The 16,328-nt window shown below is 38.3% G+C and carries 14 protein-coding genes; 7 read left to right on the forward strand and 7 right to left on the reverse strand.

Features of this window, described 5'->3' with window-relative positions; all coding sequences use genetic code 11:
* Positions 1 to 371: 371 nt before the first annotated feature.
* Positions 372 to 956: a hypothetical protein gene (locus HPC41_RS10965; protein WP_172394063.1), complete on the forward strand. Its 585-nt coding sequence runs from the start codon at positions 372 to 374 to the stop codon at positions 954 to 956.
* A 550-nt stretch (positions 957 to 1,506) separates the two neighbouring features.
* Here HPC41_RS10965 and HPC41_RS10970 read toward each other — a convergent pair.
* From HPC41_RS10970 to HPC41_RS10990, 5 genes are all read right to left on the reverse strand, one after another.
* The gene (locus HPC41_RS10970) at positions 1,507 to 2,091 is read right to left on the reverse strand and encodes a hypothetical protein (protein ID WP_172394064.1); all 585 of its coding nucleotides are present in this window, start codon (positions 2,089 to 2,091) and stop codon (positions 1,507 to 1,509) included.
* A gap of 155 nt (positions 2,092 to 2,246) precedes the next feature.
* On the reverse strand, positions 2,247 to 3,140 hold the full coding sequence (locus tag HPC41_RS10975) for a metallophosphoesterase (protein ID WP_172394065.1): 894 nt from the start codon (positions 3,138 to 3,140) through the stop codon (positions 2,247 to 2,249).
* Positions 3,141 to 3,407: 267 nt separating this feature from the next.
* Positions 3,408 to 4,958: a M20/M25/M40 family metallo-hydrolase gene (locus HPC41_RS10980; RefSeq protein ID WP_172394066.1), complete on the reverse strand. Its 1,551-nt coding sequence runs from the start codon at positions 4,956 to 4,958 to the stop codon at positions 3,408 to 3,410.
* Positions 4,959 to 5,099: 141 nt separating this feature from the next.
* On the reverse strand, positions 5,100 to 6,194 hold the full coding sequence (locus HPC41_RS10985; protein WP_172394067.1) for a DNA alkylation repair protein: 1,095 nt from the start codon (positions 6,192 to 6,194) through the stop codon (positions 5,100 to 5,102).
* A gap of 185 nt (positions 6,195 to 6,379) precedes the next feature.
* On the reverse strand, positions 6,380 to 6,802 hold the full coding sequence (locus tag HPC41_RS10990) for a MarR family winged helix-turn-helix transcriptional regulator (protein ID WP_172394068.1): 423 nt from the start codon (positions 6,800 to 6,802) through the stop codon (positions 6,380 to 6,382).
* 71 nt (positions 6,803 to 6,873) lie between these two features.
* Here HPC41_RS10990 and HPC41_RS10995 point away from each other — a divergent pair, with 71 nt between their 5' ends.
* The 3 genes from HPC41_RS10995 (at position 6,874) to HPC41_RS11005 (ending at position 11,976) form a co-directional block, all read left to right on the forward strand.
* A complete protein-coding gene (locus tag HPC41_RS10995) occupies positions 6,874 to 9,129 on the forward strand; it encodes an ATP-binding cassette domain-containing protein (protein ID WP_172394069.1) in 2,256 nt (751 codons plus the stop codon).
* Between the two features lie 169 nt (positions 9,130 to 9,298).
* A complete protein-coding gene (locus HPC41_RS11000; protein WP_172394070.1) occupies positions 9,299 to 11,716 on the forward strand; it encodes a heavy metal translocating P-type ATPase in 2,418 nt (805 codons plus the stop codon).
* A gap of 38 nt (positions 11,717 to 11,754) precedes the next feature.
* Positions 11,755 to 11,976, forward strand: a complete 222-nt coding sequence (locus tag HPC41_RS11005; protein WP_172394071.1) for a hypothetical protein — start codon at positions 11,755 to 11,757, stop codon at positions 11,974 to 11,976.
* 86 nt (positions 11,977 to 12,062) lie between these two features.
* Here the strand turns inward: HPC41_RS11005 and HPC41_RS11010 are convergent, their stop codons facing one another.
* Positions 12,063 to 13,346 carry a retropepsin-like aspartic protease gene (locus HPC41_RS11010; RefSeq protein ID WP_172394072.1) on the reverse strand — a complete coding sequence of 428 codons (1,284 nt, stop codon included), beginning with the start codon at positions 13,344 to 13,346 and terminating at the stop codon, positions 12,063 to 12,065.
* Positions 13,347 to 13,520: 174 nt separating this feature from the next.
* Here HPC41_RS11010 and HPC41_RS11015 point away from each other — a divergent pair, with 174 nt between their 5' ends.
* Both HPC41_RS11015 and HPC41_RS11020 read left to right on the forward strand, forming a co-directional pair.
* On the forward strand, positions 13,521 to 13,856 hold the full coding sequence (locus HPC41_RS11015; protein WP_172394073.1) for a hypothetical protein: 336 nt from the start codon (positions 13,521 to 13,523) through the stop codon (positions 13,854 to 13,856).
* Positions 13,857 to 14,016: 160 nt separating this feature from the next.
* Positions 14,017 to 14,583, forward strand: coding sequence for a TlpA family protein disulfide reductase (locus HPC41_RS11020; RefSeq protein ID WP_172394074.1), 567 nt, complete (start codon positions 14,017 to 14,019; stop codon positions 14,581 to 14,583).
* A 94-nt stretch (positions 14,584 to 14,677) separates the two neighbouring features.
* On the opposite strand, the gene HPC41_RS11025 is transcribed toward HPC41_RS11020, so the two are convergent.
* Positions 14,678 to 15,061, reverse strand: coding sequence for a Crp/Fnr family transcriptional regulator (locus HPC41_RS11025; protein ID WP_172394075.1), 384 nt, complete (start codon positions 15,059 to 15,061; stop codon positions 14,678 to 14,680).
* 144 nt (positions 15,062 to 15,205) lie between these two features.
* Between HPC41_RS11025 and HPC41_RS11030 the strand changes: the two genes are divergently transcribed.
* Entirely contained in the window at positions 15,206 to 16,090 is an 885-nt protein-coding gene (locus HPC41_RS11030; RefSeq protein ID WP_172394076.1) for a cation diffusion facilitator family transporter, read from the forward strand.
* Positions 16,091 to 16,328: the final 238 nt, after the last annotated feature.

A 16,328-nucleotide genomic window follows, 5' to 3' on the forward strand; every position in this document is an offset into this window, starting at 1 on the left:
ATTGGTTTTATTGATATTGTGCAAAATATCTAAATTCTATTTAGGGTAGTCGGGAGCTTTCAAAAAACACGCATTTTACTCCCTTTTATTTCTTAATAATCAATGTAATTGTAAAATCCACTCTAGGATCACTGCGGAAAATGCTGTTATCGAAGTCGCTCGTGACGATAATCATAAAATTTCAGTTATCCGATAGCATAAGATGGTCCGAATTAAAAAAAGAATTCTCTCGGACAAGATTTAAGATTCATAAGTTATTTATAATAATTGGATTGTGTAAAATGCGGATCAAATAATTGCCAAAGATTTTGGTCTAGATGGGGATTGGTGCGTTTTTTGTGTAGCCTGACATTTAAAATATTTATATCAATATGAAATCTTTTTATTTAGGGGTGGCAACGTTAGGTGTCGGATTAGCGCTTATGATGCGTTACAATATTGTTTCTGGCCATCAACAAGCTGTTCATTCTTTTGAAAACGTGCAGATTACTTCGGATTCGACAAAAGTGGAGAATCTGGTGAAAGAATTAAAGAAACTTAAACCTATCCGTACGACTGATTTTGAAGCAAAGTTTAAAAAAGAGATCAATGGATTTAAACTGACGGAAGTTAAGGCATTTGAAGACCCGGAAACTGGCTCCTTTGCCTCGGCCAACTATGCAAAGGATGGGGGGAATATTTATCTCATGATAACAGATGGTGCGGGACCCGGATCAGAGCAGGTGAAAGCTAATCTATTGAATTATTTAGAACTGAAAGAAATTTATACACCGGAAGACAAGTCAGCAGTTAAAAATTATAAGGGATGGTTAGTCTCATTTGACTGGAGTATGTTCGAAAGCGATGGCTTGACGAGTATACAATACTTAGAGGGCAATCGTTATGCTGTTGTCGCTTCAGCAAACCAGGTTCCGATAGAAGAATTGGAAAACTTTTTGAATAGTTTTAGCTTATAAATTTAAAATAAGCCATGCTTTAGCTTATTCTGTTTTCTAAAGATTAGGCTAAAGCTTCTAAGGCGCATTTTCGGGAATCAGTCATACGCGGGGTGGGGGTAGTTTTTTATTTTGTTATTTCTTATTTTCGGCACGATATTAATCATCGGAATAGTTGACGGAAATTTGATGTTTTTCTTGCTTTTTCGTTGGCGAACATAGTTATTTCACTCGTCTGAGGATTTATTACCACTGGAGGTTTCAGGAAGGCCCGCCAATATTCCATGAGCTGGTAGGTTATTCTACCATATAATATTGTGCCAGACTCACGTAATAGTCTGTATAATGTTGATGAATATCATCATCTCGAAGCTTTAAAGTATGATCACAAAAGCCGTCTAGGCTCATATTAATCGCTGCAATTACTTTTCTCATAGCGCGCATAATATTTCAATGCATTGAATTTACGAAAAAGTAATGGACTGTTGACTTTTGAGAGAAAATAATAGGAGCTAATAAACTCATTACTGAAGATTGAGACAGACAGGCTCTTTATGAGAAATTGAGAGCCCTATTCGTCTATAATAGTTAAGTTACTGATTACTTCGAAATTTGACACATGGTAATCATCTCCAAAAAATAATCCATTGATATAATGTTGGATTGGGTAAAAAAGGTCTATCGGAATGCCTGTATAGAAGGTTTTGAAATCGTTTGGAATAGAGTAAGCATGATTATACCTTCCCTTGCCAAGACTGATACCTCCTATTTTTTTTAGGTAGCCAGTTATTTTGTGTTTAGTGGAATTGGAAAACTCTTCACTTGTTTCCAGGAAATAATCCTGAATATAAAAATTTCTTATATTTTTCAATTTGATCGGGGAGCTTTTATCCAGCTTTATTCTCCGGGAATAGGATATATCAGTTAAAATGCACGTCGCTTTCTGCACTGTTGAGACATCAATAAAATAATCTCCATCGACCAATAGATGCTTACTATCTTTATAGATGCCTAGAATCATCTCGTTGATTTCTCTATCGGAATAATCCATTATATTTGAAGATCTCCCAAACTTTTCGAATTGCAGTCCGCTATCTTTGACATTTTTCCTGATTTTGTTTAGCTCATATTGCTGAAAAGTTCTTATTTTTTCCATATCCGTTGCGCATTATATTTAGCACTTTAAAGATAATTTTAAAACTTTGCTTTCAATCTCTTTACGGGTATCTAATTGCAATTTGAATCAAATCTAATTTAACAGTACGCTAACGCTTAGGTAACAAGTCATCCAATATTGGCGTGATTCTGCTATTAAAAATCAAATTTTCTAGAGGTCATACGCCCCTGACCTTTCAGGTCTATTCGGTGGAGGTATAGTTCCAAGACCCCATAGGCATTTTCATTGCTGGTTTCGATCATCCCTTCAAGTGTAATCATGGGAATCCCTTTATAGTTGCCGAAGTTACCGGGATGATGATGTCCTGAGATAACTGCTTTGACACGAGGGTATTTTTCAATTACGGCCAGTATATCCCTGTTGTTGAGTGTTTCAAGTCCGTTTTCTGGAAATAAGGGATGATGGGTAAAGATGATGACATTCTTAGCTTCTTTTTCTGCTTTTTTTAGCTGTTTTTCCATCCATACAAGTTGTTGTGTGCTGATGCCACCATTCCATGGTTGTGTATTTTGTCGTTGCTCGAGTTTCAGCTGATTATTTAATGCTTGCCAAGCAGAGTGCTCCGCTGACGTTGCTGATGTTGCGTATTCGCTAAGTTCATTGGTGTTGAGGAGAATAAATAACCAATGCCCTCTTTCTACGGTATAGTAGGGGGCTGGCATGCGATAAGCCTTGTAGAGTGTGGCGCCGTCTTTCACATCAACATAATCATGGTTGCCAAGTAAATTGTAAACTGGTGCCTTGAGTTTGTCCAGATGCCGTAAAGCCGGAGTCAAATCTTTTGTCCCTACATCGACTAAGTCTCCTACCATAACCGTAAAATCCACACCAGTTGCATTTATTGCTGTCGTTGCTGAATCTAATTTCGAAAGGGAATTGCGGTAAAATCGACTCCCTTTGGTGTCCTGATCAGCGTATTGCGGGTCTGCAATTAAACCTATTTTCAATGGAGCATTCTTTTGTTGGCCCATGCTCTTACCATGTAAGAGGACACATAAAATGGAGAAGACTAAAATTTTAATTTTCATTCTGGATTATTTTAGATTTTGAATGCCATCGGGCATCTATTGGTTATATTCCTATTAAGTTGTTAAGCTATTCGAAATAGATGCCATTAGGCTTCTGAACCGAAAAAGAACCAACCAGACTACTGATTTTAAATTTGGTTCCAATTGCTTAATCGGTGGTTCTTACAAACATACGTGATTTTTTGACTTTTAAAAGCGGAAATTAATAGCAATCGCTTACATACTTGCATAAAATTCCGAAAACCATAGTGCTACACTAGATATCCATTATTTAGATGATGGTATTTGCTCGTCATAATTTCGCATAATATAATAGAAATATGTAATCATTTTCATATAGTTTTCGATACTGATATATTCATTGGTACTGTGCATGCTTTGCTGTTCGGAATGATTGATTTTGATTGGCATAAATCGGTAAATATTCCTGCTGAGCTCTTGGTATTTGACGGCATCTGTACCGCCGACGGTCAGGTATGGTGTAACAATAAGATCTGGGTATAACTTTCGGATGGAGGCTTCCATCATCTGATAGGCTTTTGTATCACTAGGAGATACATTGGAGGCCTCTCGGGCATTATCGACCTGTTCTATTTCGACATCAAAACCCGCAGTCGCTTTCTTAACGTGTGCTTGAACTTCCTGAATTGTATTTTCGGGCAATAGCCTAAAATTAACAACAAATTCGACTTCTGGTGACAGTACATTGGGAGCATCGCTGCCTTTCATCATCGTCAGCGCTGTGGTGGTGCGTACCAAGGCGTTGGTCGAATGATTTTTGGTTAACTGGGCAAGTAGCATAGGTTCCATCAACCATCTATTTGCTATCGCAAAGCGCGAAACAAAAGGCATTGAACCACCGACCTGTTGGAAAAAATGCTGAATAAGTGGACTGATTATTGGTTTCATCGGCTGTTCTTCGAGCCGTTGCATGATCACCGCGGCTTTGCCAACGGCCGTTTCAGACGGTGGCATTGAAGAATGTCCACCTAAACCTTTAACTTTAACCTTTAACGACAGGAACCCCTTTTCGGCACAGCCAATTAGCGCGACATCTGAATTAACTCCTTTAACAGATCCTTTCTCGATAATGAGTCCACCCTCATCGTAGACAGCTTCGAATCGTAGTCCCTTACGCTGGAAATCTGCAGCAATTTTGCTTGCCCCAAGTTCGCCCTCAACTTCCTCATCAAAACCAAACGCAAGATAGATATCACGTTGAGGCCTTTGTTCATCACGCAATATTTGCTGCATGGCCTCAAGTAATGAAAAGAGCATCCCTTTCATATCCAATGTTCCGCGCCCATAAATCCGACCATCTGCTACTGCACCAGAAAAAGGGGCATAATCCCAATCTTCTGCTATTGTGGAAACTGGGGGGAGTGGTTTGTCTGAAGGACGGAAAACATGTTCGGATTTGTTTTTAATTTCAGCTGACCCCGGAGGAACAACATCATAATGGGACAAAAATAGGAGTGGTAATAAATTGCTATTGCTACCCTTAAGTTTAAAAACTAAACCATAGGAATGGACTGTATAGATCTCCAATTGTTGGTGAATAAGCGGATAACTTGCTGCGATATACTGCTTAAAAGTATCAAAAGGGGCGTATACAAATAAATTGGGGTCACCATTGGAAACGGATGGTATTTTAATTCCCCCTGCTAATCGGGATAAGATGCTATCATTGCTTATGGGCTGGAATGCTTGTGCATCGGATTTTTTTGTCTTGGTAAAAGGGAAGAGCAATGTGTTGATCACTAAACCAATAAAAATCACAACCAGCAATAACAATAGAACCAAAAGTAGCTTCTTCATAATAGCGTTGTTTGCGGTGGAACGTTTATATCAATACCATCTCAAATAGAGACCTACGGATAAAAACATCATACTGCCCACTTTGTTTTAGCTTGAGACTTGGAGCCCGAATCAACCAGCGCAAATGTTATTTGAGAATTATCAAATCAAGTCAAATTCCATTTCCGATGTTTCCCTGCCATTGACAATAATGGAAATCTTATGTTTACCAATATAGAATTTTCTGGTGGTTATTACTTTAAATGATTGTCTGCGTTCAATCCGATTTTTTTCAGCTGATAGATAGATCTTCTCGCTAATCTTAAAGACTTTACGGGACATTAAACCATTTGATTTTTGATAATATAATCCATACTCCAAGCGGAGTGGTTTTGATTGCGCATGTGTATTTTCGATCTGAAATGAAAAAAAGACATATTCACCAATTTTTACATACGGTGTCTCAATGCGTAGATCGGAAACCTCAAAATCTGTTCCGTCCAAACCATAATAGTGTAAAATCTCTGGATGCCCTTGTTTAAGTAATGTGCGGCAGCCGTGTTTAATGATTCCGTCTGTATCTTTACTGATCCCTTTCCAATTTTTCGCAATGGTCAGCAAAATATCAGGGTTATCTTTAGAGATATCGTTTAAATTGTTAGCGACACTTCTTCTTACAATTTCTGATACATCATTTTTTAGTAAATCCAAAATCGGCAAAATCGGGCTTGGATCTTTCTTCAGAAAGGGGATGGCCATAGCCCATGGTAGTCGTGGACGAATACCTTCGCTTGCCAAACGGCGAACTTGTGCATTCGGGCTTTGCGCCCAGTGTTCCATTACGCTGATCATCTCTTCTCTATATTTGATAATAAAAGGGCGAACAGCAAATTCACAAGTGATGAATTGTGTAATTATTTCTAGCGACCGCACGGCTGTTTCGAAATGATCAATACCATAAGTTTCGATGTAGTCGGGGAATATAATATATTCAAGTCCACCGCGATATCCTGCCGCAATTAGATTCTCAACAACTTGGGTGATTAAGGTGATTGCTTCGGGAAAATTGGATGGCATAAATTCGTGCAAGGTTTGTGTCGTATGTTTGGTCCTTTGCTTCCATTCCATATCGTTGAAATCAGCGCTGAAGATTCTTGTAATAAATTGCTCTTTATTGAAATCGGGATTTACGCGACTAAACTGATCCGCAAGTAGTTGATAGAAATCGAGGGAATAAATATCTTTAATAAGACTCATAAATATTGTAGATACTTCAAATATATATTAAATGAAGATGTGGACACAAGGTGACTAAAATTTCATTGGACTAAGCCTTTAGTTAAAAACAAAGCTATATCATAGAAATGACAACTGTTTGTCAATAGCTAAAAATTTGAAGTATAAATAAGACATTATGGCACCAATAAATTTCAATAATGGTATTACTCCTTTATCTGTTGCATAAGCTTATGAAGAAGTAAAGTAAGTGTTTTTAATTCATCCTTTGTCAAGGAGCGCGAGGCTTTTTTTGCAATACTTTCCCTAAAGTTTTCCGAATTATCAATGATATATCGTCCTTGATCAGTCAGGGTAAGATCAAAAAATCTACGATCTATTGTCGATTGCTGTTGCTTGATAAGCCTATTTTCGGTTAAAAATTTAAGCTGCTTGGAAATAGCGGCCTGACTTATTTGAAAGGCTTCAGCGATTTGCTTACCAGTAACCTGACGACCTCTATAAATATATTCCATTATATTGTAATGTGTGGCGGTCACCCCATGTATATTTCCTCGGTTCATATTGGCTAATATAAAACACTGTAGGTCTGTAAAGACCTGATAAAAATCAGTTTCGCTCTTATTCATAAAACAATAGTTTAGTTAACTTTGTTAAGTATTATGTTTAACTAAGTTAATCAATATCAAAGATAATTAAAATGGATTATATCGTCATTGTAAATGCAAAGCAAAACAATCTGAAGAATATTTCGCTCAACATTCCCAAAAGAGAGATCACTGTTTTCACGGGTGTATCCGGTTCAGGAAAATCGTCTCTGGTATTCGAAACGATTGGAGCAGAAGCACAGCGGCAGTTTAACGAGACTCAGACGAGTTTTATCAGAAATCGTTTGCAGCACATCGGGGTTCCAGAAGTAGATAAGATTGAACACTTAAATGTACCTATTATTATCAATCAAAAAAGGCTAGGTGGGAACGCCCGTTCCACGGTAGGCACAGCTACAGATATCTATAGTTCATTGCGATTGCTTTTTTCTAGAATGGGTGCTCCGTTTGTGGGATATTCCAATGTATTTTCATTTAACAACCCAGTGGGTATGTGCCGTGAATGTGAGGGACTTGGTTTTGTGCAGACCCTTGACATTACACGACTTTTGAATATGGAAAGATCTTTGAATGAAGGTGCAATCGCATTTCCGACATTTCAGCCCGGAGGATGGCGCCTAACTCGATATACTTTATCTGGATATTTTGACAATGACAAGAAATTAAAAAATTATAGCAAATCAGAATGGGAGATGCTTTTGAATGCGACGGAACATAAACCCAGATTCCCTGACAAACAATGGGGAAAGACTGTGAAATACGAAGGCTTAATTCCTCGTATTGAAAAGGCATTCTTAAAAAAAGATTCGAAGGAGAATATAACTCGTAAAGAGGCTCTCAAAAATATTATAATCACAAAAAAATGCCCTGTATGTAATGGCACAAGGCTAAATAGAAAGGTGCTATCGTGTAAAATATTGGGTAAAAGCATCGCGGATTGTGCATCACTCTCCGTGGACGAGCTACTCGAATTCATAGGTGCAATAAATTCCAAAACCTATCAGGTATTGTTAAATGAACTGAGCAAGAAATTACATGATTTAGCCACTATTGGCCTTCAATACCTGACTTTGGACAGACGCACAGATACCTTATCTGGCGGAGAATCCCAACGTATTAAGATGGTACGTAATCTCGGTAATAGTTTAACTGACTTGCTCTATATTTTTGATGAACCGAGTATTGGTCTTCATCCCAAAGATTTGCAAAATATCGGAACAATTATTCAACAGATCAAAGAGAAGGGCAATACTGTAATTATTGTAGAACACGATCCAGATTTAATTAGAATTGCGGATTGGGTTGTCGATATGGGGCCGGGATCGGGAAAATCTGGTGGTGAAATTGTCTACGAAGGCAAATTTGAAGGACTGCAATATTCAAAAGGAAAAACAGGATCTTACTTTGGCCAATGTTTCGATTTCAATCAGACTCCAAGAAAGGCCCAAGGTTATCTGGAAATAAAGAATGCGAGCTTGCATAATTTGAAAAATATCCATGTAAGAATACCCAAACAGGTGCTTTCTGTTGTTACTGGTGTCGCCGGTTCAGGTAAGAGTACGCTGATCAACAAAGTATTGCCAATGTTTTATCCAGAGATCAAAGTAGTTGATCAGGCACTTTTTGCGGCCAGTGTACGTTCAAATCTGCTCACTTATCTTAATTTATCAGATATGATCAGGAAGCTTTTTTCAAAAGCAAATAAGGTCTCTGATAAACTATTCAGTAGGAATAGTTTAGGGGCATGTGAAAATTGCAACGGATTGGGCGTTGAGAAAATTGATCTGGCTTTTATGGATGATATTGAACAACCTTGTGAGCTATGTGGTGGTTCAGGATTCACAGCACTGGTACTAGATTATCATTACAAGAGTAAAAATATAGTCGATGTCATGAATATGACTGTCACGGAGGCAGCTCTATTCTTTCCCGATGAGTCCTTTCATGATACTTTTAACATGTTATCCAACCTTGGCCTAGGTTATCTTAGCTTAGGACAGCGACTGGATAGCTTTTCAGGTGGTGAACGACAGCGCCTGAAGCTTACACGGGAACTCAACCAAAGTAACGGTATAATAGTGCTCGATGAACCAAGTACGGGATTACATCCATCTGATACACAAAAACTACTGAACTTTATAGATGAACTTGTGAAAAATAGGAATACTGTTATTGTGATCGAACATAATCTTGAGATCATTGCTCAGGCGGACTGGGTGATCGATATTGGTCCAGGAGCTGGCAAATATGGTGGTGAGCTGCTCTTTGAAGGAACAGTGGCTAATCTGCTGGAAGATAAGATATCACTAACTGCTATATATTTAAGGCAGCACTTAAAAATGACTTAGGATACAATAAACAGGATCTACTCTTAGATCAGATTAAAAGTTTGATCTCATATTTAGAAATCCTAGGATAGAAAGTATGCCATAATATTACAAATCAATTGCGTAATTCTGTAATGATTTACTTCAGGTTTGTGGCCAAATTTGTAATGTAAGATTAATACATACAGATATGGCTACAAATAATTATAACGAAACAATTTATATTCCTTTGGAGGATGTAGAAAGCGAACATTGCGCATTAATTGTTGAAAAAGAGTTGGCCTTGGTAAAGGGGATAGAGAGCCACAAAGTTGAACTGAACAATCGTAGGGCGGCTATTACGGTCAAAAATAATGAGGTTGTAGCCAATGCTGTAAAAGCTGTTAAGGATCTTGGCTATGGCGTGTCGACAGTAGTCAAAACATTTCCTGTGCTAGGAATGACTTGTGCTTCCTGTGCAGCGAGTGCAGAAAGTATGGTAAAATACGAATCTGGTGTAGTGAATGCTTCTGTAAATTTTGCTACCGGAAACTTGACTGTTGAATATCTCCCGAATATCACTGATGCCGCTAAAATTCAAAAAGCTGTACAAGCAGGTGGTTACGATCTATTAGTGGAAGACGAATCAACGCAACAAGAAACGTTGGAATCTATCCATGCCGAAAAATCCCGAACACTCAAAAGCAAAACAATATGGGCAATTATCCTATCACTTCCCGTGGTGGTGATCGGTATGTTTTTTATGGATACTCCATATGCAAATCCAATCATGTGGTTCTTTGCAACACCTGTTGTACTCTGGTTTGGTAAAGACTTTTTCCTTAACGCATGGAAACAAGCAAAGCATCGTTCAGCAAATATGGATACACTGGTTGCATTAAGCACTGGGATCGCCTATATATTTAGTGTTTTCAATATGTTATTTGTTGAATTCTGGCATCAGCGTGGATTGCATGCACACGTATATTTCGAAGCTGCGGCAGTGGTTATTGCTTTTATCTTGCTTGGGAAACTATTGGAAGAGAAAGCAAAAGGCAATACTTCTTCGGCTATAAAAAAGTTAATGGGGCTACAACCCAAAACAGTCATGGTCATACAACCTGACGGATCTGAAATACAAGTTGCAATAGAAGCCGTAAAAGCAGGTGATATTATCTTGGTAAAACCCGGTGAAAAGATTGCTGTGGATGGAATGGTTATTTTGGGCGATTCCTATGTTGATGAAAGCATGTTGAGTGGAGAGCCGATTCCGGTGTTCAAAAAAGAAAACGAAAAGGTGTTTGCTGGTACAATTAACCAGAAAGGTAGCTTTCAATTTAAAGCGGTCAAAGTAGGTAAGGAAACGATGTTGGCGCAGATCATAAAAATGGTTCAAGACGCCCAGGGTAGCAAGGCTCCAGTGCAAAAGATGGTCGATAAGATTGCCGGAATATTTGTTCCGGTGGTGATTGGTATTGCCCTATCTACCTTTGTATTATGGCTTATTCTGGGTGGTGAAAATGGTGTGGTACAAGGTCTGTTGGCTGCTGTAACAGTATTAGTTATAGCCTGTCCTTGTGCGCTTGGCTTAGCAACACCTACAGCGATTATGGTGGGGGTTGGAAAAGGGGCGGAGCAAGGTATCCTGATTAAAGATGCGGAGAGCCTAGAGCTCGCCAAGCGTCTCAATGCAATTGTCTTAGATAAGACTGGAACAATTACTGAAGGCAGACCACAGGTAACAGGTGTCCAATGGTTGAATGACGATGATACGACAAATGCTATATTATTAAGTATAGAGAAGCAATCTGAACATCCGCTTGCGGAAGCTGTAGTCAACCATCTTGAAGGTGTAGTAGTGACGTCAATATCGGCATTTGACAGTATTACCGGGAAAGGGGCGAAAGCCAATCATGGTCTCGAGACTTACTATGTTGGTAACAGGAAACTATTGGTTGAAAATGGTATCACCGTCGCAGAGCAATTGCAGGATCAGGCAGAACAATGGAGTGAGGAGTCGAAAACTGTCATCTGGTTTGCCAACAGTACCCAAGCACTAGCAGTCATTGCTATTGCTGATAAAATTAAGGAGACCTCGGTATTGGCCATTCAAGAGATGCAGGCCATGGGTATTGAGCTTTATATGCTTACAGGTGATAATGAATCGACTGCCAAAGCTATTGCAGAACAGACAGGCATTAAGCATTATAAAGCAGAAGTGATGCCGCAATATAAAGCTGATTTCGTAAGAGACCTCCAACAGCGGGGAAAGGTAGTGGCGATGGTCGGTGACGGTATTAACGACAGTACCGCCTTGGCAACTGCGGATGTCAGTATAGCGATGGGTAAAGGGAGTGATATTGCTATGGATGTGGCGAAAATGACCATCATCTCTTCGGACTTGACTAAAATACCGCAAGCAATCCGCTTGTCGAAACAAACGGTGGCCACCATCAAGCAAAACCTTTTTTGGGCTTTTATATACAATGTGATCGGTATTCCTGTCGCTGCGGGTATACTCTTCCCGATTAATGGCTTTCTTTTGAATCCTATGCTTGCAGGAGCAGCAATGGCCTTGAGCAGTGTTAGTGTAGTGAGCAACAGCTTACGTTTAAAATGGAAAAAATAGATAGTAAATAGTAAACAATAACTTTAAAATTAAATAACATGGAAAGCAAAAATATTCAATTCAAAACGAACCTTAACTGTGGTGGCTGTGTATCCAAAGTAAGTGCCGATTTAGACAATGCAGCAGGGATCTGTGAATGGAGCGTCGATACATCAAATAGTGATAAAATTCTAACGGTGAAATCGAAAGGTATCTCTGAAGAAGAGGTTATAGAAATCATCAAAAGAAAAGGCTTCATTGCAACGTCACATTCTGCATAAATTGAATGCGGAACTAAAAAAAGTCGTCCCGAATAAAGGACGACTTTTTACATTGTAGGAATGCTGTTATGAGGTAGAAAAAGTTTTTAATCAAAACGTATATACATTCGATCAAAATTGATTGTCATTTTTCCAAATTGACGGATTAAATCTTGGCCAACATTGCCGTAAACTGTCTCTTTATTAATTGGCGTTTTGAGTAAACTCACATTTTTCAGTGAAATCGATTTTCCCATCACCCGGAAAACCGGATCAATTTTAAATCCATCATATTCAGTTGTTCCTCCCGCACCACCCATCCTAATCTTGGTAGTGGAATATTGCTGGTCAAATTTCTCTTTATATTCCTCATAATAGGGGGCATAAAGTATTGTCTGTTCAGCTCCGGTATCAAATGTAAAATGTTGGCCTTCTATATCTATAAGCGGAGACAGACCATCTATGGCTAAATTGGATAAGCCCTCGTTTTTTGTTTCTACTTTAGGGACGATAAAATAATCGTTCTGTGTAAGCTGTACCTCTTTGAGCGATTCAATAACGGGGTATCCCAGGATGCCGTTAATTTGATAATTGAGTTGTGGAAAATGAAGAGCGCTATCTGCAAAAACAAGAAAAACAGCATTCTCAATACTGATATTACCCAAACTCAGCTTTTTACAGACAGCGAGGTTTGCTTTGATTGAGATACCGGTGATTGCATCTACATCTATATTTGTAGGAATAATCTGCATAGCTAATCGCTTGGCGGTAGACAGGGAAACGGTGGATAAATTTGCCCCTGTATCAAAAATAAAATTTGTACTTGTATCATTGGTACGTACAGGTAGATTTTTTAGACCAGCTTTATCTCTTTCTATTTTGATTCGGGTATCGGAATTAATAATAGTTTTTTGCGGATTTACAGCAGCAAGGGCTGTCCAGATCTTTAGATTATTTTCCAGATCGTTCTTTTCATCGATAGAGAGCTGTTGTTTGTATTCATTAATTATTTTCAATACCAACCGTTTCGCCTGTGCATAGTCATGTAGTTTAACAAAATTGTCTTCCTGGACACGGTATATTTTTAGTATTAGGGAATCTGGTAGAGCAGATTTGGATCGAAAAAACGTGGTGATTTTCTGGTTGGATTCGAGAGGTTTGTTAAAAGCATTGTTTAATAAAATCAGGATAATGTTTTGTTTTTCAGCATCTATATCATTTTTAGATGAATCAAAGAGATCCCGCGCGCGGAAAAAGTTTTTGAGTTTAATCTGCGCATAAACTTGATCAAACATGGTTGGTTTGTTCTGGCTAAAACTTGCCTGAACAATCAGTGCCAGTAGACAGAATAAAAGGATGCTTTTTTTGAAGGGTATAGTCAATCTTTCCATGGAGAGTTTTCATTATGTAAGATATCTATTAAAGATAAGCAATGGTCTTGAAAAATAAATAAAATAGTCTAAGCTACTTGTGTGCTTGCGCAAATAAGCTTATTTTAGCCATTAATGGGCAGCATTAAATCTAATATTCTCAGCAGCTATGGACGATACATTACTATTTTGGTAATGTTTATTCTATTATTGCTCACATCCTGTCCAATAAAAAATGGGATCAAAAGTCTCGCAGGGCTACCGATCAATACGGAACAGGGGCGCATAGCAGATCGGGCCTTACCCCTTGATACTAGATTTGAGCGCTGTAGTGAGTCGGTAGATAGTGGAAATGCCCGACTAAGCTTTGTACAGGAAGCTCTTCTTTTACCAGATGATGTGCTAATCCTTAGGTCATCTTATCCTTTTAGCATACAGGAGCACCTGCAACTGTCGCATAGTCGAAACGGGCGTCAGAAGATTGCGCATACTTTACCTATTTTTCTCCAATATCGAACATTACGAATTTAGAATTCTTTTTTAATCAGCACTGCCTTCGCTAAGAGATAGTCTTGATATTCATCTGTTTTTACACGGTGAGGGACTATTGAGATAAAGAAAAAATAAACCGTTGGCGGATTTTAGTATTAGTATATAAAAAATTAAAATATAGTAATTTACATATATAATAATGAATATAAAATTTAATAGGATTATAACAGGTTTTGGACTTTTTATTATTGCAGCAAGTGTTTTGACTGCCTGTGGGAACTCGGCAGATGGTAACAAACCCAAAACAGAAAAAGAGCAAGCTCAAGCTGTTAAAGAAGTTGAGGAGCCAAAAGTGGCCGACGTTTCCTTCAAAGATAAAGCCGGTAATGTTGTTAAACTAAGTGATTTAAGAGGGAAGGTTGTCTTTATCAATTTTTGGGCTACTTGGTGTCCACCATGTATACATGAAATGCCGTCCATTAACACCTTACGGCAGGGATTCAAAGACAACAAAAATATAGCATTCTTAATGGTGGATGTCGACAATGATATTGAGCAATCAGCGGCCTTTATGGAGGAGAACAAATATGATTTACCACAATATACCGCAGCAGGAGAAATCCCACCAGAATTTTTGGGTGGATCCATTCCTACAACGGTGATTTTGGACAAAAATGGACAAATTGTAGAACGTTTGGAGGGGAGTAGAGACTATGCAGCTCCTGAGATTGCCAAGGCTTTAGAGGAATTGACAAAGGCAAATTAACGTCAGTAGAGCACTAGAGGATAACGAAAGTCGCAAGGACTAAAAAGAGCTAAGTAGATTTAACGCCTATTTAGCTCTTTTTATGATTTTTGACCTAAGATACTGCTTCAACCGCCTCTTTGATCAATGCTGTAATTTCGTTTGGATGGGTTGCTAGTGAAGCGACCTCAGTATCGGATACCGCTTTAATATTCATACGAGACTTGGTATCACAAAGAATACTTTCATAATCCGTAAAAAAGTAATTGTCAAAATGGAAATTGAATGTTACATCTTCTCCGTTATCATTGATATAAAACGTTCGCATAAAACCGGTTTTTAAAAAACCTACGTATTGACATTTTTCGCCTTCTTTCAAAAAGAAATCGGACTTTTTATAGGTTGCCGATTTGAGATAACTACAAAATTCAGGATAGTGTTCTTCATCGACCAAGAATAGAGGACCAAACTTAGTGTATTCGTTTACAATCTCAGACATAGCCTGTAAAAATTTTAAGCCACAATAATTTTGTATTAAAATTATTGAAAACTTTTGGTAGTATGTCACAACATTGAATTATATACTTTCTTTACAGTTGACTATAAAAATATTACCTTCGTAATAGATCACAGCAATAATGATATGTCCCAAATTAAAGAGCAAACAGCAATAAAAATTACCTATTTCAGTATTATCGGAAATACAATGTTGGCTTTGCTGAAGTGGTTGGCGGGTTTTTTTGGAAATTCATACGCACTTATAGCAGATGCCATTGAATCCACTGCCGATATTTTTTCTTCCTTTTTAGTTCTTCTTGGATTAAAATATGCCCAGCGGCCTGCTGATGAAAATCATCCCTATGGCCATGGAAGGGTAGAGCCACTTATTACGTTTATCGTTGTCGGCTTTCTCATCGTATCAGCTACGATCATTGCCTATGAAAGTATAGAAAATATTGGGACACCCCATGAACTACCGAAGTCCTGGACATTATTCGTTCTCGGAGGAATCATTATCTGGAAAGAAAGTTCTTACAGAATTGTGATGAAAAAAAGTCGGGAGACCAATAGTTCTTCGCTAAAAGCGGACGCATGGCATCATCGAAGTGATGCGATTACTTCGGTGGCGGCTTTTATAGGTATATCTATCGCTTTAGTATTAGGTAAGGGATACGAGAATGCGGATGATTATGCTGCGTTATTTGCCGCCGGATTTATTTTGTATAATTGTTACCATATTTTCAGACCTGCTCTTGGTGAAATCATGGATGAAAATGTTTACGAGGAAGTGATCGAGGAAATCAGAAAATATGCTTTGGAGGTAGCGGGTATAAAAGCGACGGAGAAATGCTATGTTCGAAAGTCGGGAACAAAATACCACGTCGACCTACATGCGATTGTGGATAGTGAGATCACGGTGAAAGAAGGTCATGCACTGGCTCATGAGCTCAAAGACTATCTGATCGAACATATACCCGACCTTGGTCATGTTATGATCCACATCGAACCGAGTACATATATAGACTAAATGGCCCTGTTTGGCAAGAATTAGCCTGTTCGTATATCAAATAACGATGTTCGTATAATTTTGCCAATTTGTATTTATTTTTCTTTTAGCTTTATTCTAAATAGCAATTTATTTCTCTGGAAATAGATTGTCTGTAAGTTTTCTCCTCCTGTTCACTATGAAGGTGCTTTGTTAAAATATACATGCAGTTATGTTGGATGGATTGTTGTGAGAAGCTGATATCGTAAATAACATTGTA

The sequence above is a fragment of the Sphingobacterium prati genome (assembly GCF_013167215.1).
Classification (GTDB): Bacteria; Bacteroidota; Bacteroidia; order Sphingobacteriales; family Sphingobacteriaceae; genus Sphingobacterium; species Sphingobacterium prati.

Coding starts and splice junctions, on each gene's coding strand:
- HPC41_RS11030 (WP_172394076.1), top strand. CDS start 15,206: ATGTCCCAAATTAAAGAGCAAACAGCAATAAAAATTACCTATTTCAGT.
- HPC41_RS11000 (WP_172394070.1), top strand. CDS start 9,299: ATGGCTACAAATAATTATAACGAAACAATTTATATTCCTTTGGAGGAT.
- HPC41_RS10995 (WP_172394069.1), top strand. CDS start 6,874: ATGGATTATATCGTCATTGTAAATGCAAAGCAAAACAATCTGAAGAAT.
- HPC41_RS10975 (WP_172394065.1), bottom strand. CDS start 3,140: ATGAAAATTAAAATTTTAGTCTTCTCCATTTTATGTGTCCTCTTACAT.
- HPC41_RS10985 (WP_172394067.1), bottom strand. CDS start 6,194: ATGAGTCTTATTAAAGATATTTATTCCCTCGATTTCTATCAACTACTT.
- HPC41_RS11010 (WP_172394072.1), bottom strand. CDS start 13,346: ATGGAAAGATTGACTATACCCTTCAAAAAAAGCATCCTTTTATTCTGT.
- HPC41_RS10965 (WP_172394063.1), top strand. CDS start 372: ATGAAATCTTTTTATTTAGGGGTGGCAACGTTAGGTGTCGGATTAGCG.
- HPC41_RS10980 (WP_172394066.1), bottom strand. CDS start 4,958: ATGAAGAAGCTACTTTTGGTTCTATTGTTATTGCTGGTTGTGATTTTT.
- HPC41_RS11005 (WP_172394071.1), top strand. CDS start 11,755: ATGGAAAGCAAAAATATTCAATTCAAAACGAACCTTAACTGTGGTGGC.
- HPC41_RS11025 (WP_172394075.1), bottom strand. CDS start 15,061: ATGTCTGAGATTGTAAACGAATACACTAAGTTTGGTCCTCTATTCTTG.
- HPC41_RS11015 (WP_172394073.1), top strand. CDS start 13,521: ATGTTTATTCTATTATTGCTCACATCCTGTCCAATAAAAAATGGGATC.
- HPC41_RS10990 (WP_172394068.1), bottom strand. CDS start 6,802: ATGAATAAGAGCGAAACTGATTTTTATCAGGTCTTTACAGACCTACAG.
- HPC41_RS10970 (WP_172394064.1), bottom strand. CDS start 2,091: ATGGAAAAAATAAGAACTTTTCAGCAATATGAGCTAAACAAAATCAGG.
- HPC41_RS11020 (WP_172394074.1), top strand. CDS start 14,017: ATGAATATAAAATTTAATAGGATTATAACAGGTTTTGGACTTTTTATT.